At 59.1% G+C, this 20,440-nt stretch carries 17 protein-coding genes and 1 pseudogene; 10 read left to right on the top strand and 8 right to left on the bottom strand.

What is annotated here, in order from left to right; translation table 11 throughout:
- The first annotated feature begins 69 nt into the window (after positions 1-69).
- From IFJ82_RS02025 to IFJ82_RS02015, 3 genes are all read left to right on the top strand, one after another.
- The gene (locus tag IFJ82_RS02025; protein ID WP_192265440.1) at positions 70-891 is read left to right on the top strand and encodes a lytic transglycosylase domain-containing protein; all 822 of its coding nucleotides are present in this window, start codon (positions 70-72) and stop codon (positions 889-891) included.
- A 136-nt stretch (positions 892-1,027) separates the two neighbouring features.
- Entirely contained in the window at positions 1,028-1,567 is a 540-nt protein-coding gene (locus IFJ82_RS02020; RefSeq protein WP_003621403.1) for a DUF1269 domain-containing protein, read from the top strand.
- Between the two features lie 478 nt (positions 1,568-2,045).
- A complete protein-coding gene (locus tag IFJ82_RS02015) occupies positions 2,046-3,203 on the top strand; it encodes an SMP-30/gluconolactonase/LRE family protein (RefSeq protein ID WP_192265438.1) in 1,158 nt (385 codons plus the stop codon).
- A 68-nt stretch (positions 3,204-3,271) separates the two neighbouring features.
- Here IFJ82_RS02015 and IFJ82_RS02010 read toward each other — a convergent pair whose 3' ends face one another.
- Positions 3,272-3,640, bottom strand: a complete 369-nt coding sequence (locus IFJ82_RS02010; RefSeq protein WP_239026121.1) for an Rrf2 family transcriptional regulator — start codon at positions 3,638-3,640, stop codon at positions 3,272-3,274.
- 615 nt (positions 3,641-4,255) lie between these two features.
- On the opposite strand from IFJ82_RS02010, the gene aroA reads away from it, so the two are divergent.
- Positions 4,256-5,518: a 3-phosphoshikimate 1-carboxyvinyltransferase gene (aroA, locus tag IFJ82_RS02005; RefSeq protein ID WP_075632371.1), complete on the top strand. Its 1,263-nt coding sequence runs from the start codon at positions 4,256-4,258 to the stop codon at positions 5,516-5,518.
- A gap of 122 nt (positions 5,519-5,640) precedes the next feature.
- Here aroA and IFJ82_RS02000 read toward each other — a convergent pair whose 3' ends face one another.
- Positions 5,641-7,323, bottom strand: a complete 1,683-nt coding sequence (locus IFJ82_RS02000) for a SulP family inorganic anion transporter (protein WP_192265435.1) — start codon at positions 7,321-7,323, stop codon at positions 5,641-5,643.
- Entirely contained in the window at positions 7,314-7,502 is a 189-nt protein-coding gene (locus IFJ82_RS01995) for a hypothetical protein (protein WP_192265434.1), read from the bottom strand. The genes IFJ82_RS02000 and IFJ82_RS01995 overlap by 10 nt, the downstream gene beginning before the upstream one ends.
- 1,005 nt (positions 7,503-8,507) lie before the next feature.
- On the opposite strand from IFJ82_RS01995, the gene IFJ82_RS01990 reads away from it, so the two are divergent.
- The 5 genes and pseudogenes from IFJ82_RS01990 (at position 8,508) to msrQ (ending at position 12,984) form a co-directional block, all read left to right on the top strand.
- Positions 8,508-9,179 carry a hypothetical protein gene (locus IFJ82_RS01990; protein ID WP_192265433.1) on the top strand — a complete coding sequence of 224 codons (672 nt, stop codon included), beginning with the start codon at positions 8,508-8,510 and terminating at the stop codon, positions 9,177-9,179.
- Positions 9,180-9,397: 218 nt separating this feature from the next.
- Positions 9,398-10,452, top strand: a pseudogene (locus IFJ82_RS01985) (NAD(P)-dependent alcohol dehydrogenase).
- 196 nt (positions 10,453-10,648) lie between these two features.
- Positions 10,649-10,975 carry an aldehyde dehydrogenase family protein gene (locus tag IFJ82_RS01980; protein WP_192265432.1) on the top strand — a complete coding sequence of 109 codons (327 nt, stop codon included), beginning with the start codon at positions 10,649-10,651 and terminating at the stop codon, positions 10,973-10,975.
- Positions 10,976-11,381: 406 nt separating this feature from the next.
- Positions 11,382-12,335: a protein-methionine-sulfoxide reductase catalytic subunit MsrP gene (gene msrP / locus IFJ82_RS01975; protein ID WP_192265431.1), complete on the top strand. Its 954-nt coding sequence runs from the start codon at positions 11,382-11,384 to the stop codon at positions 12,333-12,335.
- Between the two features lies 1 nt (position 12,336).
- Positions 12,337-12,984, top strand: a complete 648-nt coding sequence (gene msrQ / locus IFJ82_RS01970; RefSeq protein ID WP_192265429.1) for a protein-methionine-sulfoxide reductase heme-binding subunit MsrQ — start codon at positions 12,337-12,339, stop codon at positions 12,982-12,984.
- A 171-nt stretch (positions 12,985-13,155) separates the two neighbouring features.
- Here msrQ and IFJ82_RS01965 read toward each other — a convergent pair whose 3' ends face one another.
- Positions 13,156-13,458 (bottom strand): con-10 family general stress protein, encoded by a 303-nt coding sequence (locus IFJ82_RS01965; protein WP_408901700.1) that lies wholly within the window; start codon positions 13,456-13,458, stop codon positions 13,156-13,158.
- A 789-nt stretch (positions 13,459-14,247) separates the two neighbouring features.
- Between IFJ82_RS01965 and IFJ82_RS01960 the strand changes: the two genes are divergently transcribed.
- A complete protein-coding gene (locus tag IFJ82_RS01960; RefSeq protein ID WP_003621390.1) occupies positions 14,248-15,156 on the top strand; it encodes a DMT family transporter in 909 nt (302 codons plus the stop codon).
- Between the two features lie 127 nt (positions 15,157-15,283).
- On the opposite strand, the gene IFJ82_RS01955 is transcribed toward IFJ82_RS01960, so the two are convergent.
- From IFJ82_RS01955 to IFJ82_RS01940, 4 genes are read right to left on the bottom strand one after another with little or no spacing between them, the layout of a single operon-like run.
- Positions 15,284-16,021, bottom strand: a complete 738-nt coding sequence (locus IFJ82_RS01955; protein WP_192265427.1) for a pirin family protein — start codon at positions 16,019-16,021, stop codon at positions 15,284-15,286.
- Positions 16,018-17,583, bottom strand: a complete 1,566-nt coding sequence (locus IFJ82_RS01950) for an efflux transporter outer membrane subunit (RefSeq protein ID WP_192265426.1) — start codon at positions 17,581-17,583, stop codon at positions 16,018-16,020. Before IFJ82_RS01950 ends, IFJ82_RS01955 begins: the two co-directional genes overlap by 4 nt.
- Positions 17,584-17,588: 5 nt before the next feature.
- Positions 17,589-18,665 carry an HlyD family secretion protein gene (locus tag IFJ82_RS01945; RefSeq protein ID WP_003621384.1) on the bottom strand — a complete coding sequence of 359 codons (1,077 nt, stop codon included), beginning with the start codon at positions 18,663-18,665 and terminating at the stop codon, positions 17,589-17,591.
- Between the two features lie 18 nt (positions 18,666-18,683).
- Entirely contained in the window at positions 18,684-20,333 is a 1,650-nt protein-coding gene (locus IFJ82_RS01940; protein WP_192266263.1) for an MFS transporter, read from the bottom strand.
- Between the last annotated feature and the right edge of the window lie 107 nt (positions 20,334-20,440).

The following is a 20,440-nucleotide window of genomic DNA, read 5'->3' as shown; positions in this document are numbered from 1 at the left end:
TGACACCCAGATCATGACAAAAGGATAAACGGAGCTTTCCGCCTTTTGCAAGCGCCCGGGAGGGACCGCGTGCCTTATTCCACCCGGCCTGCCATCGCCATCATGCTTGTCCTCGGCGCTGCGGCGGTTGTCGCGTCGTGGGGCGATGGACGGGCGGCGGCGGCGGACATACGCACCCTTGCGGCACGATGCGCGCCCCTGGTCTCCCCCCTTACAATGGAGGCACTGGCCCGTGCGGAATCGCGGCTGGACCCATGGGCGATCCACGTCAATGGCGGCTATGCCCTGCCCCGGCCACCCGCGACCCTGGCAGAGGCACAGGCCACGGCAGCGTGGCTGTCACAGCATGGATACAGTTTCGACATCGGCCTGATGCAGGTCAATTCCGCCAATTTCGCCCGGCTGGGCACTTCCGCGAATGACCTGCTTGACCCTTGCACCAGCCTTGCGGCCGGGGCGATAGTCCTGCGCGAATGTTATGGGCGGGCCGTGGCACGCTTCGGCCCGGGGCAGGAGGGACTGCATCATGCGCTAAGCTGCTATAACACGGGGTCGATGACACAGGGGATGGACAATGGCTATGTCGCGCGCCTTGTAAACCCGGTCGCGGCAGGACAGGCGCCACAGGTCCTGCGGGTTCCCGCGCTGGAACACCCCGCCGCGCCATCACCTGACCGGAGGGGAAAAGACGCCTCCCCCCCCGATAGGCCAGCAGATACGCCCAGCGACAGGCACGCCCCCGCGAACGGCACGCCCGACGCATTCGACCATGCACCGGGCGATGTCTTCTCCCCACCGGAACCGGCACCTCCCCCTGAACCGGCACCACCCCATGGGCAATCACACGCGCAATCGCCTGTGTCGTCGCCCACCGCGGCACAAGGGGGATAGACCTGCATTCACACGGGGGCTCCCATTCTGAAAAATGTCACGGAACCCTGAGGGAATACAGTAGTGTTACAACACCGCATCCTCTGGATGCCCCCTAATGCTGGTTCCATGACCAAAGCTGACTGAGGAAACACAGATGTCCGACCTGATTGTCATTGGTTTCGACGCGATTGACGAAGCCACCGCCGCCCTGACGGAATGCAAGGCGCTGGAAAAGGAATACCTGCTTGATCTGGAGGACGCGGTCGTCGTCGTGCGTGACGCGGCGGGCAAGATCCACCTGCAGCAGAGCGTGAACCTCGAAAAGGTCGGGGCCTCCTATGGCCTGTTCTCTGGCGGGTTCTGGGGCGCGCTGGTGGGGCTGCTGTTCCTCAACCCGCTGGCCGGGTTTGTCGCGGGCAGCGTCGTGGGCGCGGGTGCAGGTGCCCTGGCCGGGTCGATGACCGATTACGGCATTGATGACAAATTCATCAAGTCGCTGGGCGCCACCATTCCCGCCAATACGTCGGCCCTGTTCGTGCTGGTGCGCAAGTCACAGCCCGATAAGGTTCTGGCCGACCTGAGCCAGTTCAAGGGCCATGCCCGCGTGCTGCAAACGTCCCTGTCCCCGGCTGATGAAAACAAGCTGCGTGCCGCCCTGGGCGATGTCGCGGCAAAGGCCACCACGGCAGCCTGAGGAAAGCGGCCGGGCGACAGGGAAGGAAAGGGATTCCCGGGGGCCGCGTCTCCTGACACGGCCGCCCGGACCTGCCCCCTGAGGGCCTTGCCACCGGGTTAGAGACTGTTTGAAAAGTCAGGCCTGATAACATCCTGAAATCATAAAAGTTTTTGGTGAAGCTTTTTCCAAAAAGCTTCAGAAGACGTCGCCTTTTTCGATCGAAAGGCCGCACCCAAAGACTTTTCTTGTTTTCTATCAATGCGTTGTTTTCAAACACTCTCTTAAAGATCCTGATTAAACACAGCCAGGTTCCTGACGGGCGCAGTTTCCCCCCAACGCTCTGGCCAGGGCGTTGCCGTCTTGTTGGCGGCATAGACCGGGCAGGCTGTTGCGACAGCCGTCTGGCATCCCCCCTCACCATGGCGTGATGCGCACATCCGGTACGGAATGATAGGATGATTTCACATCCCCTCCCGTCATTGCCCGAGGAAACCGCATGCGCCCGTTCCGTCCCCGCACCACCGGCCATCGCGGCGTCCTGCCGCCCCTGCTGCTTGGCCTTACGCTCTGTCTTGGCGCGGGTGTCACGCAGGGCGGGGCCGCCACCCCGACACGCACCGAATCCCCCGCACTGAAGGTCGCCTATACATCCCAACGGGTCATGAACGCGGTGGCCGTATCCGATGACGGGCGGGTATTTGTCTCCTTCCCTTACTGGGGCGGGGGCGATACGCCCGGGCCGACGGTGGCCGAACTTTCCCCCGACGGCACGGCCCACCCCTATCCCGATGCGAAATGGAACGACTGGGCCACGTCGCATGACAATGACCATGCGTTCGTGCGCGTCAATGCGATCCGCTTTGGTCCCGACGGGAAATTATGGGTCGTGGATTCAGGGGAGGCCAATGTCGGCGGCGCCCCCAATCCCCCCACCGGGGCAAAGGCCAAGCTGGTGGTGATCGACATCACCACCGGGCAGGTCGTCCGCACCATCAGCCTTGCCCCCGCCAGTACGCCCCATACCTATATCGACGACCTGCGCTTCCACGGTACGACCCTGTTCCTGACGGATGCGGGCGATCCGGGGCTTGTGGTGGTGGACATGAAGACCGGGCAACAACGGCGGGTGCTGGAACATGCACGTTCCACCACCGACGAACGCCCGATGTATGCCGAAGGACAGCTTCTGATCAGCAACGGCAGGCCCGCGCGCGTCCATGCGGACCAGCTTGAGGTCTCCCCCGATGGGACCAGGCTTTATTTCCAGCCGAGTTCAGGCCCGATGTGGGTCGTCCCCACCGCCGCGCTGGAAGATGCACATCTGTCGCCCGCCGCGCTGGAAAAGCAGGTACGCCTGTTCCATGACACCCCCACCACCGGGGGGACAGCCATTGACGGGGATGGCAACCTGTATGTTTCGGACACCAACCTGTTGCGGGTCCTGCGCATCACGCCCACGGGGCAGGTTTCGACGCTGGTGGCGGACAGGCGGCTGGTCTGGGCTGATGCCATGTGGATCGCCCATGACGGCGCGTTGTGGATTCCTGCCGTGCAACTGAACCGGACGGCCACGTTCGAACGCGATGGCCGGTCGCATCTGGAACTGCCTGTCACGATCTATCGCATGGATCTGCACCTCCGTCCCGTGCGATAGGGCCGGCCGGGATATCACCACCCCATAAACGCGTCCGGGCGTCACCCACGGGTCAGGAATACGGTGCTTTACCCCGGCACCAGAACGGACACGCCATGCAGGCCAGGGACAAAACCGGCGCCCGTGCCCCCCCCCCCGGACAGGGTGGCAAGATCCGACAGGGAATAATCGTTCAGCGCATCGACGAAGGCCGCATGCGCCATATCGAACATCGGCGCAAACGCGCCCTCTTTCGGGGTCATGGGGCGTACGGCCTCGATACTGCGGATGACGTCCCCGATACGGACACGCGCGGGATCCTTGCGCAGGCGCAGGAAACCTTCGCCTGTGGTGGCATGTTCAATCAGGCCACAATGGTGCAGGTCCTGCAGGACGCCTGCGACCTCACGCGCGGACAGGCCGCACCTGCCCGATATCTCCTGAACACATGCAGGCATGCCGGATTGCGTCATGCAGATCAGGAATTTCACTGCATGGTCTGTGTGTAAGGAAAGCTGCATCTAATTTTGCATCTCGCACGCAATGACTGAGCCTGCGACGCCATGTCGCAAGGGCACTATTTATATAAAATCCGCCAACAGACAACACATTAGACCAGTCTCTTATAACCGCGCCGATCCATCCGCGTCCCTGCCGCCAGATCCACAGAACAGGACTTTACCGCCATAACCTGGCAGGATTCGGGCAGGGACACACACATCCTCATGCCCATCCGTCCGGCTTCGCGCATTTTGTAATATCCACGTGACGGACGCTGCATGACGGACGCTGCGGGGGGCCTATCGACCGGGATGCACCGCTTTCTTTCGCATGCGCCACGATCCCTGCGCGGATGTCCCCCGGCCATGCCACCGTGCGGGAACGCGGCGATCCGTATCACGCCCGTACGTGGCGACGGGCCTTGGTAAAACGCGCCACGCGGTGATATGACCGCAGCACGGATATCGCCAGATCCAGACGAAAAAGGACCATCCCTCCCCATCCCCTGCCGCCGCGACGGCGGGGCGGGCGCTGGCATGGCCCGCCCCATCATGACGGAAAACGGACTTTTCATGAACGCGCCCCCTCCCTGCCTGAGCATCGAGCCCATCACCGCACCGCTGAAGGGGCGCGTGGTCCTGCCGGGGTCGAAATCCGTGACCAATCGCGTCCTGCTGCTGGCGGGACTGGCGCGCGGCACGTCGCAATTGACCGGTGCCCTGAAAAGCGACGACACCCTGTACATGGCGCAGGCCCTGCAACAGATGGGCATCAGCGTGGAACAACCCGACGCAACCAGCTTTGTCGTGCGTTCAGACGGAACGCTGCACGCGCCACAGGCCCCGCTGTTCCTGGGCAATGCGGGCACGGCGGTACGCTTCCTTACGGCGGCAAGCGCGCTGGTGCGCGGTACGGTGGTCGTGGGGGGCGACGCCAATATGGCGCGCCGCCCCATCGCCCCGCTGGTGACTGCGCTGCGTGCGCTGGGCATTGACGCCAGCGCGCCAAGCGGTTGCCCCCCCGTCACCATCCACGGCACCGGTCTGCTGTCGGGGGGGGAAGTGGAAATCGACGCCAGCCTGTCGAGCCAGTATGTCTCCGCCCTGCTGATGATGGCGGCATGCAGCCGCACCCCCGTGCGCATCAGCCTGTCCGGACCGCATATCGGGGCACATGGCTATATCGGGCTGACCATCGCGGCGATGCGCGCCTTTGGCGCCAGCGTCACATCCGGCGACGACGCGTCATGGACGGTCGCACCGGGCGGATATACCGCAACCGATTTGCGCATCGAACCCGATGCCTCCGCCGCAACCTACCTGTGGGCGGCGCAGGCCCTGTCGGGGGGGGAAATCGACATCGGTTTCCCCATTGGCGATTTCACACAGCCCGATGCCGCCGCGTGGCACGTGATCCAATCCTTTCCCCACATGCCAGCCGTAATCGACGGATCGCAGATGCAAGATGCGATCCCCACCCTTGCGGTCATGGCCATGTTCAATGAAACGCCGGTGCGCTTTGTCGGGATCGAGAACCTGCGCGTCAAGGAATGCGACCGCACGCATGCGCTCGCCACCCAGATGCAGCGCATCAATCCCGCCTATGCGCGTGAGGAAGGCGACGACCTTCTGGTCTTTCCGCATCCCGACCCCGCCAACACCGCAAAGGACGTGCGGATCGAAACATATGACGATCATCGCATTGCCATGTCCTTCGCCCTGGCGGCACTGAAAATCCCGGGGCTTTCGATCCTCAATCCCGGCTGCGTGGGCAAGACGTTCCCCGCTTACTGGGATACGCTAAGGGCACTTGGGGTAAGCATCAGCCCCGGCTGATGACAAAAGCTGATGACAAGACAGGGGTTTACCCGGATGTAACCTGCGGTGGGGGCGGATGCAGAACTTTCAGGGGCTTTGCCCCCGATCCCCCACCAAAGGGCGACGCCCTTTGGGAACCATTACTTTTCCTGTTTGATGATCGCTTCGGCTGCGGCGACGGCGGTATGCAGTTGCATATGGATATTGGAAAGGCCCACCACCGGGGTTATCCGGTGGCGATCCATATCGGCCCGCAGATAGGGACTGACCCTGCCAAAGATCACGCTTACACCACGCGTGCGCAGGGCAGTGAACAGGTCACGCAGGTCACTGGCAGCGGAAAAGTCGATATCCGTAATGGCGCTGGCATCCACCACCAGACATGACAGCGGCACCGGCGTCCCCTCCACCATCATCCGCACATCCCCGACAAATCGCGCGGAATTGGCATAAAACAGGTCCGCACAGAACCGATAGACCACCAGCCCCGGCGATGTCCGCACCCCGGCGGCAACAGCGCGCGGTTCCAAAAGACCCGAATGCGGATCATGGCACAGGATCATGGTGTGGGGTTCATAACTGTGACGCACATGGCGAAACAGTGACAGCGCAATGGCGAGGAAGATCCCCTGTTCCACCCCGATCCCGACCACCGCCGCCGCCGTCATCAGCGCAAGCCCACATTCGCCCGGACTTTCACGCCGGATGGCACGGATGGCGCGCAGGTCAATCATCCCCACCGCCACCGTAAAGACGATGGAACCCAGCACGCAACGCGGCAGGTACCGCAGCGGCCCCGTCAGGAACACCAGCACCACCGCCGTCACGGCGGCGAATGTCAGTTGCGCAAGCTGTGTACGTGCCCCCGCGCGCGCGGCCATCGCGGTCTGGGTCGGGCTGCCATTGACGGTGAATGTACCACTTAGCCCCGCCACGGCATTGGCCGCACACAGGCCAAGGATATCCGCGTTATCGTCAACCGGATCGTGAAAACGCATGGCAAAAGCACGCGATGTCGCCGCACTTTGCGCAATGATGACAAACACGCACGATGTGGCGACAGGCAACAGCGCCAGCATGTCGTTCCATGACACATCGGGCAGGCGCAAACGTGGCAGGCCACGTTCGATCGGGCCAAGCGTCTCTATCCCATGATGCGACAGGTCGAACATCATGCTGGCGATGATCGACCCCACCACCGTCACAAGCGCCAGCGGCGCACGCGGCGCCAGCCTGTCGCCCGCCATGATAAGCCCCACGACACAGGCCGATAACGCCATCGTCGGCAGACTGGCCCGGGGCACATGCATCAATGTCTGGAATATTTGCAAAAGCGGATTATGCGCGGTGGTTACAATGCCCAGCATGTCGCGCGTCATCGCAAGTGCAACCTGTATCCCCACCCCGGCCATAAATCCCACCAGCACGGTGCGTGACAGGAAATCAGCCAGGAAGCCAAGGCGGAACAGACGCGCAACCAGCAAGAATCCCGCGCTGAGCAACGCGACCATGCTGACAAGCGCCATGTAATGCGGACTGCCCGGTGGGGCCATGCGGCCCAGCGCACTGGAGAAGATGGCGGCGGTGGCGGAATCTGCGGCGACCACCAGATGTCGTGACGAACCAAAACACGCAAACGCCACCAGCGGCAGCAACACCGTATACAGCCCTGTCACCGCCGGCATGGCGGCAATACGGGTATAGCCAAGGACCTGCGGGATGTTCATCGACGCAAGCGATATTCCCGCGATAACGTCACGCAGGCGCGCATGCCATCCCGGTCGGGGGGACGTCCCCCCCAAGGGGCCTGTTTTTACATCCATGATACCACCATCGCCCGCAATCCAGCCGCCCGCATCCCAACGTCGTCCCACACCACAATGTCGTGGCAGGAATCCCCGATCATATCGTAAAATGCACGGGATACGCCACCAGCGCCGACGGCGCGGCCATCCTGTGGCAACATCCCGACAGGCCGGGCATATCCCTCATGAATGGACATACCTCACATATTTCTTGAAAGGATATCAGGCATTCATTTTTGAAAGAACGTGATGCCCGCAAAAGAACTCACCCCAGATCCTGAGAATATCGTTTTTGGGAGATGCTTTCGCCAGAAATATTGAAAAAACGTCTCGTTTTCAGAAAACGACCTTGTTAGAGATTGTTTCAAATCAAGTTTTGATAAAAATTACGAAAAATTTTGGTGACGACGTTTTTCATGAATTCGGTATCTTCTGAAGTTTTTCAGGAAAATGATCACCAAAAACCTTTATAATTCCAGGATGTTATTGATCCTGTCTTTTTAAACATCATCTCAGGGATCGTTTGAAAATAAACCTTTGATAAACAATGGAAAAATATTTTTGTTACCTTTCAATCGAAAAGGCGACGGCTTTCGAAGCTTTTTGAAAAAATCTTCACCAAAAACTTTTATTATTCCATGATTTTATCAGATTTATTCTTTCAAACATCCTCATTAGCAATGCTCGATCCCGGACGTCCCTGATTTACGTTGATACGCCACATGACATGACGATATGGCGGCATAAAACATTTCTTAAATATACAACAAATATTCCTATCGACATATTTTTGACCTGCTCCCACCAATTATTGCCGAAATTTCGTTCAGGCATGACATCAGAAACCCAGAACATATGCGCACGACAGGGATCGGCTTCGCCCCGCACCAATAACGAGTTCAATATTCACCAAGGATATGGAACCTGTATCCGATAAATTTAATAAATACATATTATTATAAATATTTTTCGAAAAAAGAATTTTATATCAATCTTTAAAAATAAACCTCGCCCCATCCCCATGATGGAACGATGCATGACAAAGGCAGGGCACAAACATATACGATAGGGCCAGCAATCACACGCACATCCCAAAGATACCATGCCGGACTGATGCACAGGCAGAAAAAGAAGACGTGACATATTGAAACGAAGTGATAAATACCCCCTGAATAAAGTTATTTCAGGGACAAAAATTCAGAATGCTTAAAAATACTTCACTGCTGCTCGCATGCATAGCAGCTGTTTTTTCTCTTCAGGGATGTGAAAGCTTCAAGGTGAAATTCAACCCGCAAGATGCGGCATGGACGAACAAAACCGGTGACACGACACTGGTCCTGCATGGTTACATGCTGGATGCGCACCATAAGGAAATAAGCTGCGATGCATTGGCCAGAAATGCAGTCCTGGCACCAGATACACCATATTATCGCGAATGGATCAGGGTCATTGATTCCCCCTGGCGGTTTAAGTCCAGCGTTGACAAACACTCACAGGAATTCGGCAGGATAGCACCTTATCAGCAAGGATGTGTGTTCACCTTTCCCGACCTGCCTGCGGGTAAATGGCTTATTTTCATGGCCATGCAGCATCATATCGCGTCCTCACCATTGTTCATCAACAATCATTATGCCGGAAGCACAAATATTTCCGATATATACAGCACGTGGGCTGCAATTGAGCTTAAACCCGAAGATGGCATTATCAAGAAAAACGTCGTCCTGAACAAAAACCCGAAGATAAAAGACGTGCCACAGAGTACGGGCCTGAACATGCCGGAATCACACCTGACGGACTGGACGGCAGAGGAACAATCGTCGCTGCATTTTTCAATTATCCCAAGCATTCATGCAAAGGATTACAAGAAAAAATAACGCCCCCTGCACAGGACCTGCCGTGCCATCATAGCGTGGGGAGGGAAAATCCCTGCCCCACGACATCCGCCCCATGCCACCTGCCGCGTGCCACCCGTCGCGGCCCCTCGGCTGTTTTCACGCTTTCGTGCAATCACGTTACGGGGTCGCGCGCACTTCCACCCCACGATATGCTGTCACCAGGTGTTCATCCCCCCATCAGGCACAAAGGGCATTTCATGTTTTCATGCACCGGATACGCCGCCACAGCCGCCGACGCGCGCCTTGGCCCCATCACGCTGGACCGCCGCGATCCCGGCCCCGATGATGTACAGATCGACATCCTGTATTGCGGCGTCTGTCATTCCGACCTGCACCAGGCACGTGACGAATGGCACAACACCATCTTTCCCTGCGTCCCCGGACACGAAATCGTGGGGCGCGTGGCACGGGTGGGGGCATCGGTCACACGCTTTCACACCGGTGACCTCGTGGGGGTGGGCTGCATGGTCGATTCCTGCCGTGACTGCAAAAGCTGTCGTGACGGGTTCGAACAATATTGCGAACAGGGCTTTGTCCCCACATATAATGGCGAAGACCGGCAGGGACGCGGCATCACCTTTGGCGGGTATTCACGCGCCATTGTGGTGGACCAGGCCTTCGTCCTGAAAGTCCCTGACAAACTTGATCCCGCGGCCGTCGCCCCCCTGCTGTGCGCGGGGATCACGACCTATTCCCCGCTGCGCCACTGGAAGGTGGGGCCGGGACAGCGGGTTGGCATCGTCGGGTTAGGCGGGCTGGGTCATATGGGGTGAAATTCGCCCGTGCCTTTGGCGCGGAAGTGGTCCTGTTCACCACTTCCGCCGACAAGGTTGCCGATGGCCTGCGCCTTGGCGCGCATGAAGTCGTGCTGTCAAAGGACCCCGACGCCATGGCCCGCGAACATGGGCGGTTTGATTTCATCCTTGATGCCGTCGCCGCCAATCATGACATCAATGCCTATCTTGAACTGCTCAGGCGTGACGGCACGCTGGTGCAGGTTGGCGCACCGGAAACGCCGTTACCGGTTTCGGTGTTCAGCCTGCTGATGAAGCGGCGCAGTTTCAGTGGGTCGCTGATTGGTGGCATTCCCGAAACGCAGGAAATGCTGGATTTCTGTGGTGAACACAACATCACCGCCGAAATTGAGATGATCCGCATGGACCAGATCGAGGATGCCTATACCCGTATGTTGCGTTCGGACGTGAAATACCGTTTTGTCATTGACATGGCCAGCATGCCGGCAACCGCCTGATCCCTGATGCAATATCGGGGGCATCAGAATGGTGCCCCCATCATGGCCCGATAAAAAACCTCCCCGACCGAACATTGGCCACCCCATATGTTGGATAGGGGCACGCAAGTTCCGCAACGGGCGTCATGCGGTTGCCATAACCGCGTCGATGTCACGCAGATGGATGCTCGCTCCCCTTTATCAAGGGAGGCACACCATGACTTACAAAACGATAAACCCCTATATCAACGAACTGGTCGCAACTTTTGCCGCCCTGCGCACCGACGAGCTTGAACATGCTGTCACGCACGCACAGGCCACCTATACCCCATGGGCACGCACCGATTTCGCCGAACGAGGCAACATCTTTCAACACGCGGCGCAACTGTTGCGCGCACAGGCCGACCATTCCGCTGGACTGAAGTTTTTTATTCATACTCCACTGAATAATCAAATTCCTTGGCAGGGATTTTTCAAAAACTTTTATTATTCAATGGATCAATGCCCCTCCCTTTCCAGACAACCTGTTACCGTCGTCAAGTGATATGAAATCATAGAAGGTGTAATGGTAACATTTGTGAAAAATTAAACACTCATTGAACTTCATTATATTTTATTAATATTCTCCGGGAATTACGCCTATATTTTGATGTCATCAAAAATATAATATATTTTCCCAAAAAGCCTATTTGAAATCGTCAGGCGCAATAACATCCTGAAATTATAAAGGTTTTTGGTAAAGATTTTTCCAAAAAGCTTCAGAAGACGCCGCCTTTTTGAAAAAAGGCGGCACCCAGAAACTTTTCTTATTTTTTATCAATGAGTTGTTTTCAAACACTCTCTTATATGATGGACCCACGCCCCACGGATTGTTCCCTTGCCCTGTGCATGGACAATGCCCAATATGGTCGTTCCCCCTTTCGGGGCCTCCCACCGGGAAAGAGGCATACATGGCACGCTGGTCCTATCCCCATCCCCGCCCCAGCGAAATCACGCCACACGCGGCATGGATGAACCGCCGTCATTTCATGGCTGCTGCCTCGCTGGCCGCCGTTGCCGCGCCGTTCAGCCATACAGGCCCCGCCATGGCGGCGGCCCTGCGGACACAGCCCGGCCCGTTTCAGGCCACCGACAGGCCAACGTCGCTGGAAGACATCACGCATTACAATAATTTCTATGAAGTCGGGATGGGAAAGGCCGATCCTTCCGCTTATGGTGCCGGCTTCCAGCCACGCCCATGGACCCTGTCGGTCGAAGGACTGGTGGCGCATCCCCGCATATGGGACATCGACCAGTTAATGGCCACGATGACGCTGGAAGAGCGGTTATACCGCATGCGCTGCGTGGAGGCATGGTCCATGGTCATCCCATGGGACGGCTTTGCGCTGGCGACGTTGCTCAAACAGGCAGAGCCATTGGGCAGCGCCCGCTATGTCGCGTTTGAGTCCGTCGTCCGCCCCCAACAGATGCCCGGACAGCGCGCCGTCCTTGATACCCTGCCATGGCCGTATGTGGAGGGATTGCGGCTGGATGAGGCGATGCATCCCCTCACCTTCCTTGCGGTGGGGCTGTATGGGCAGACATTGCCCAACCAGAACGGCGCGCCGGTGCGATTGGTGGTGCCCTGGAAATACGGGTTCAAGGGGATCAAGTCGATCACGCGCATCCGGCTGGTGGAACAGATGCCCCCCACGACATGGAACCGCATGGATCCCACGGAATACGGGTTCTTTGCCAACGTCAATCCCGACGTTGACCACCCAAGATGGAGCCAGGCGACAGAACGCGTCATCGGCGCCAGTGGCTTTTTTGGGGGCGGCCGGAAAAAAACATTGATGTTCAACGGATATGGCGAACAGGTCGCCGGATTGTATGGACAGATGAACCTGCGGGCACAGTTCTGACATGCCCTATATCAGCGGCCCGCCACGTCATCGGACCGTCATGCCATGGCGGTTTGAAACATGGGTCATCACGCTGCTTGGCCTGATGCCGGCGGCCCTGTATTTCTGGTACGGCGCGCATGACCAGTTGGGGGCGGACCCGGTCAACGTCTTTGAACGCTGGCTGGGGCTGTGGGCCGTACGTTTCCTGCTGGTGACACTGTGCATCACCCCCCTGCGCGAGGTCAGCGGATACAGCCTGCTGCGCTATCGCCGGACGTTCGGGCTGCTGGTTTTCTGGTATGCGTGCATGCATGTGGCGGTCTATGTCGCACTGGACCAGCAATTCGACATGGCCGTGCTGTGGCGCGACATCACGCACCGTCCCTTCCTGATGATCGGGGCAGGCGCGTTCACATTGCTGGTGCCGCTGGCGCTGACATCAAATACATGGTCAATACGCACATTGGGCCGCCGGTGGCGGGGGCTGCATCGCCTGACCTATGGCGTGGCGATCCTTGCCGCTGTGCATTTCCTGATGGCGTTCAAGACCTATACCCCCACCAGTGTCGGTTATGCCGCCGCACTGGGTCTACTGGTGCTGTGGCGCGGCAGGCAGGTTACACGCATGCGCACGGCATCCGGCCGGGGCGATATGACACAACCATAGAAATGTTTTTACCATTTCATTTTTACGAATACGATGAATGTTCAGGATTCCTAAAATATCTTCCTCTATGAAATTTCCATAAATTTCAAAAATCCTGTGGTTTATTTGTTTTTTACCCAAACCCCACAATAAAACGGGACCCGTTGCGGGTCCCGTCTTTTCAGGTGGCGTTCATGTCTTGTCGTGGCTGTGCAGACCGCCCTTCCTGCCGGCGTCGGCCGCACGCTGCGGGTCATTGGCAAAGTTGCCCGAACTCTGCTGTCCATCTTTATGGCCGGCCTCTGCCGCGCGTCTGGGGGCGCTGGCAAGATGTCCCGGACTGTGCCGCCCTCCTTTATGACCGGCCCCCGATGCCTCTTTGGGATCATTGGCGAAATTACCGGGCATGTCTGGCGTACCACCCCCGCCGTGACGGTCCGCCGGGGCCATGGTGTACATGCCGACATTGGGGCTGTGATATGTGTGATGGGTCATGGTCATCTCCTCCTGAGAGTACAGCGACACACGGGAATCCCTGTTTCCCCCATTGCGTGCGCAAACCCGCATTGGGAATGCAATCCCCCAAGGACCGCTGTGGACGACTCAACGATGTTCCATGATAGCGGTTCCTGGGTTCAAAAAATAATCATGTAATAAAAATTATCATTATAAGTTCAAAAATAAATAAATTCCGTATGAATTACAGTGAATATTTTCAATAAAATCCATATTAATATAAATATTTCTATCATTATGTTCGACGCAGTATCGGAAATATTTTGACATGGGAAACATCCCGCAACACCGTGAAAGCTTTTTTGAAAAACCCTTTGTAATATAGTAAAATATCTGAATAATTTTTCCCTGAGAGATTGCTTGAAAACAGGCCCTTGATAAACAATAGAAAAAGATTTTGGGTGTTGCCTTTCGATCGAAAAAGGCGACGTCTTTCGAAGATTTTTGAAAAAATCTTCACCAAAAACTTTTATTGTTTCACGATCTTATCGGACTTACTTTTTCAAACAGTCTCTAAACAACCTTCCGAAGGCATCGCAGAAAAGTTTTTCATTATTACGTTTCAACAGGCTGCCCGCACATTCCCTCTTTTCAAGGATTGGTGCGCCGCTGCGACGCAAAACCTTGGTGCGACCTGCGGCACTTTACTTTCGATTCCGAAACATTGTGCCTGCATCAGCAATCATTCATAAAATCTTCATGCCACCTGACTGCACGAAACCGCCATCATGGGTGGGCGGGACGCCATGGTATGTGTATAGACGGCGCATGCAGCACGTAACCCCGACCACCCGCCCCACTTCATTCCCGCTTTCACGGCAGGAAGCCGCATTGATCGGTGTCACCGTGATCTGGGGCACGACGTTCCTGATCGTGCATCTGGCGATGCGGTCGTGCGGCCCGCTGTTCTTTGTCGCACTCCGCTTCCTTGCCGCCGGGGGGGCAAGCCTGCTGGTTTTCCATAAATGCATGCGTGCCCTCACCATGCGTGAACTGGGCGCGGGGATTGCAATCGGCATCAGCATCTTCCTGGGTTACAGCCTGCAGACCTATGGCCTGCAAAGCATCACCAGCAGCCAGTCCGCATTCATCACCGCAATGTACGTGCCCATGGTGCCGGTGCTGCAATGGGTCGTGTTGCATCGCATGCCGCATCTGATGAACTGGGTCGGCATTGCCCTTGCCTTTGGCGGGCTTCTCCTGCTGGCGGGACCGGATGCCGGTGGCGGGGCCTTCAGCCGGGGCGAGGCGGCAACCCTGCTGGGAACCGTGGCGATCGCAAGCGAGATCATCCTTATCAGCCGGTTTGCAGCCCAGGTGGACAGCAGGCGTGTCACGGTGGTGCAGCTTCTGGTGGCGGGGATACTGGCCTTTGCCACAATGCCCCTGGGGGGTGAGGCAATCCCCGGCTTTTCATGGGTCTGGCTGGTCTGTAGCGGGGGACTGGGTATTGCCAGCGCCCTGATCCAGTTGACGATGAACTGGGCACAGAAGGCCATTTCACCCACACGCGCCACCGTCATCTATGCGGGGGAGCCGGTCTGGGCCGGTATCATTGGGCGTATCGCGGGTGAACGCCTGCCCCCTCTTGCCCTGCTGGGCGCATTGTTCATCATCGCCGGGGTGATCGTGGGCGAACTGCGGCCACGTGGCAGCAAGGCAGTAAACGACGGATAGGCATCCCTGGGATAAAGAACGGCGAAGAGATCCGGGAAAAGCATCCGCGGACATATCTTTCGGCACCATTGGGGCAATGTTGCCATGAACCTTCCATTGATAACCTTCAGTGGCGTTCGTAGGCCGCTTATTCCCCGATATCGGCCAGCATGACATACGCCGCCGTGCTGGCAGTAAGCTTGATCCCCGTGCAGGCCCTGACCGCCGCCGCATCCCCCGCATCAAGTGCGCGCCCATCGACCGCCACCGCCCCCGACACCACCAGAAGATACAGCGCCCGCCCCGGCACGGTCGCATAAACCGCGCTGTCACCCGCACGCACGGTGGCATCCAGCAGCCGCGCACTTGCCCGGATGGTCAACGGGGCGCCATCGGTAATATCGGATTCCGCCTCCGGGTCATCTTCGGGAAAGCCGGAGGCGAGGATACGAAAACCACCATCTTCGCGCATGGGGCAGGCGGTGCGCACGTCCACAACCGGGCTGCCACCTTCATCATCAGGCAGGAACCAGAACTGGATGAACCCGCCACCGCCCGCACCCGCCCGCCATGCAGGGCCATTGACCCCGTCACCGGCGCCAAGTGCCTGCACGCTGCCCGGTGGCAGGGTGCAGGATACCAAACCGGGGCCGGAAAAATACAGCTCCTGCGCACCTGTCCATGTCAGGATCTCGGTATTTTCCTCTGCCCCCAGCGCAAAGGTCGCGCCCGGCGCCATGGTTGCGACATTAACCACGCGCAACCGCCCCCAATGCACCCGCCCCGCATCCCCGCAGGTACGAAAGGCAAAGTGACAGCGTAATGTCACCCCGGCATCATGCAGGCATCCGGCCATCCCGGCCTTGCGCACCTCGATCATCATCATTTCCCCGTGCTGGTGGCCTGTGTCGCATGGCCGCGCCTGACTGGTGGCAAGGGAAAGGCCGTCTCCCACCCGCCACCCAGCGCACGGTAAAGTCGTGCAACCGATGTGGAAACATGCGTCGTCGCCTGCACCAGTTCGCTTTGCGTCGCCAGCAGGGCATTTTGCATCGTCAGCACATTCAGGAAGTCCGACGCCCCCTGCACATACTGCGCCTGCGCCGTATCGACCGCGATCTGGTTTTCCGCCACGGCCTCGGCCAACCGGTCACGCTGGCCCTGGGCTGCGGAAAAATCGGCCATCGCATCGTCAACTTCCTGCCATGCCTTCAGGATGGTCCGCTGCAACATGATGGCCGCTTCCTTCTGCTGCGCCCTGCGCAGGCGCAACTGCCCCGTCAGGCGGCCGCCCTCGAAAATAGGGAAGGTCGCGGTCGGGCCAAAACCATATTGCCGCGACGCCCACGACCCCAGCCCACTGAATTGCAACGCCTGTACATCAAGGCTGCCTGACAGGGTGACACGGGGGAAAAAATCCGCCACGGCCACGCCGATATTGGCGGTGGCGGCATGCAGCCGTTCTTCGGCCATGCGGATGTCCGGCCTGCGATCGACCAGTTCCGAAGGCAGGCCCACCGGCACCGAATCAGGCACCGGCGGAATGGCGGCCGGCGCGCCCAACAGTGCCGTCAGTGCGCCCGGTTCGCGCGCGACAAGGAAACTGAGCGCATTCAGCAGATGGATTTCCTGGCTTTTCAACACCGGCAGGTGTGATTCGAACGTGTGAAGCTGTCCCGTGGAATCAGCCACATCCAGCCGCGTCGCCGCACCCTGGGCATAACGCTGCGTCGTCAGGTCCACACTATGTTTCGCGATGTCGATATTATGTTCGACAATCGCGATCCGCGCCTGCACCCCGCGCAATTCGATATAATCCTGCGCCGTTTCCGCCATCAGCGACACCAGCACATCGCGGCGCATATCCTCGGTCGCATGCATGGCGGCGGTCGCGGCCTCCACCTGTCGGCGGACATGGCCCCAGAAATCCACTTCCCACGATGCATTCATGCCATATTGCGGCAGGTTGAACGACGGATTGCCCACACGGCCGGGCAAGGCGGTGGGGCCAAACCCCTGCGTCCCACTGGCAATGGTGCCCGCGCCCTGCTGTTCCATCACACCCAGCAGGCCAAGCACGCCATTCGTGCTGGCACGTTCGCGGGCATAGGATGCGTTGGCCTGCGCATGGGGGAACTGTGCCGCGCTGGCGATCCTGCGTTCGGCCATGCTCTGCGCAAAGCGGTAGGCGGCGGCACGCAGGTCAAGATTGGCCCGCACGACCTCCGCCTCCAGCGCATTCAGGGTGGGATCATGAAAGATCGACCACCACCGCGCATCCATGCCGGTCTCGGCCACCGCGCTTTGCGCGGGGGGCATGCTCTGGTGCCAGTCGTGGGGGGCGATGTTGCGTGGCTTGTGATAATCCGGCCCCACCGCGCATCCCGCAAGCGCCAGCAGCGCAATGCCACCCGACAGGCGCGCACGCACCCTACAAAGACAGGTCATGAGATTCACTGCCATATGTACCGCTCGTCATGCGCATGTATCCCATCGGGGGCGGAGGCGGTGTTGATCCGTGCTTCCACCGACATGCCGACACGAACCATCGCCGCAAGTGGCTGCCCGGGATCAAAGACCAGCTTGACCGGGATACGTTGTACCACCTTGGTAAAATTGCCGGTGGCGTTATCGGGCTGGATCGGGGCGAAGGCGACGCCCGTGGCGGGGGCAAGACTGTCGACATGCGCGTGGAGCGGACGTCCGGGGAAGGTATCGACCCAGATGGTCGCCGCCTGTCCGGTACGCACATGCGTCAACTGTGTTTCCTGAAAATTGGCCAGAACATAGGCCGCCTGCGTCGGCACCACCGCCAGCAGCCCCGTGCCCGGATGGACATAGGCCCCCACACGCACGCCACGTTCGCCCACCACCCCCTCCACCGGGGCAGGAATGGTGCAGTACGACAGGTTCAGCGTGGCCTGATGCAGCGCCCCATTCGCCCGCAGCAGATTACCCTGCGCGCGCTGCACCTGCGCCTGCAGGACGGACACCTGCCCCACCGCTGCGTCCACCGCCGCCTGATCGCGCGCCACGGTGGCCTCTGCCTCGCTCTGTCGCGCGTCGGACGACTGGCGCTGTTCCACCGTGCCCGCACCGCCCACCGACAGGTTGCGGTACCGCGCCGCGTTCTGGCGCGCGAATACCAACGCCGCCTGGTCGGCCATGACCGCAGCCCGCGCACCCGCGATGACCGCCTGCTGCCGGCCAAGTTCGGCGTCCAGGTTCGCGACCTCTCCCTGTGCCGCCGCGACATTGCCGCGTGCGACCTCCAGCGCCGCGCGGTAATCGTCATCCTCGATATGGGCCAGTTCCTCGCCAGGGCGGACATGTTCGTTATCCTGCGCCACCACGCGGTCGATACGGCCTGCAACCTTGGGCGCTACGGTCGTGAAATCGGCGGTGACATAGGCATCGTTGGTATATTCATCCACACCGTTGCCATTGACGAGGCGCGTGCCGACATATGCCCCACACGCCAGCACAATGGCCGTCGCACCGGAAATGAGAAGGGGTTTCGTATAGATCATGGCCTGTTCCTGTCATGCCTATCCGGCATGTTGCGATGGAGATGGGGCACGGGGGGGATAGACACGGCGCGGCAGGAGCAGGTTCATCACCGCATAGCCAAGACACGCCCAGACCAGCAGGAAATAGATATCCACCAACGCCAGCACGAGCGCCTGTTCATGGACATAGGTATGGAACACCTGCAATATGTTCGCCGCCACATGCCCGCCATCTGGCGACGTGGCCGAAAGCTGCCCCGCAATCGGGTCGCCCTGCCCCGACAGGGAAGTCGCATGGGCGCCATGATGGTCAAGCAGCATGGTGGAGTGGTACTGTTCACGCCGCCGCGACAATGCGGAAAACAGGGCGAAGGCCACCGCGTTCGCCAGCCCCTTGAGCAGGTTGACCATGCCGGAGATGAACGGCCCGTCCGCAGGCCCCAGCGCCATTGTCGAAAGCATCAGCGTGGGAATGACGGTCATCGGCTGTCCAAAGACCTGAAGGATCTGGATGGGATAGAAATTGTCACGCACCCAGTCCACCGTCAGCCACGTGCCCAGCCAGCTTGCCAGCGCAAGGCACAGCATCCCCCCCGAAAGGATATAGCGGCAGTCCACCTTGCGACTGTTGCAGATCGCGGCAATCAGCGGCAGCATCAGCAGTTGCGGCAGGGCAACCACCAGTGAAATCGGCGCAGCCTGCACCGGACGGTAGCCACGCACCGCCTCCAGATACGTGACCGGCACATCCGTCATCAACGCACAGATCGCAAGAATACCGATCAGCGACAGAAGGGATGCCTGGATATTGCGGCTCTGCCAGTACTGGATCTTGAAATAGGGGCTGGGGTGAAAGGCCTCGTTCACCACAAAGACGACAAAGGCCGCCCCACCCCAGAAAGCAAGGTCCGTAATCACGGGGGAGCGGAACCAGTCCAGCCGGTCCCCCTGGTACAGCACGGTCACAAGCGCGCAGATCGCGGGCAACCCCATCAGCAGGCCGAGCCAGTTGAATTTCTCAAACCGTTCAAGGTGCATGGGATCGCGCGGCAGGCCATAGGCCATCATCACGATCGCCACCGCCGCCATGGGCACGATTTCCCAGTACAGCCACCGCCAGCCCATATCCTCGAACCAGAATGCCTCTAGCGGGACACCAAGGTTGGGGCCGAAGGTGGCGCTCATGGCATATCCGGCGATACCAAAGACCCGGATCTGTGGCGGCAGATATTTCAACATGACCGTCATCAGCACCGGCGGCAGGCATCCCCCCGCCAGCCCCTGTGCCGCGCGCAGGATGCACAACGACGTCACATCGGGCATGAACGGTGCGGGAATGGACAGCAGCGCCATCGTCGCGGTCATGAATATGGAAAAGCGATAGATGGAAAACGACATGTAAAACCAGGGCGTAAACGCCATGGCCGCAATATTGAACGCCTCGTAGATGGAGATCACCCACGTGCCTTCATCGTGGCCGATATGCATCGCACCACGGATGTCCGACAGCCCGATTTCGGTTACATGTTCATTAAAACCCGCGACATGCACCGCAAGCAGCATGCCAAGACAGCCCACAACCGTACGCATGCCAAACGGCGGGATATAGGACGGCAGGGGTGGGGCGGCATGCACGACAGGCGTGCCATTGCCCGGCACGGTATCCCCCGATGCGGTATCCCCCGGCATGACAGGTGCGCCAGGCAGGGACACGGCGGGCATGGGCAGCACGGACATCGGCCCATGGCCCGCGCCCTTGGGAAATTGTCCGGCTGGTCCTGCGGATAATTCTTCGG

This window comes from Novacetimonas hansenii, from assembly GCF_014843995.1.
GTDB classification, from domain to species: Bacteria; Pseudomonadota; Alphaproteobacteria; order Acetobacterales; family Acetobacteraceae; genus Novacetimonas; species Novacetimonas hansenii.
Note: the sequence above shows the minus strand (reverse complement) of the source record. Positions and strands in the feature narration are given on the sequence as shown.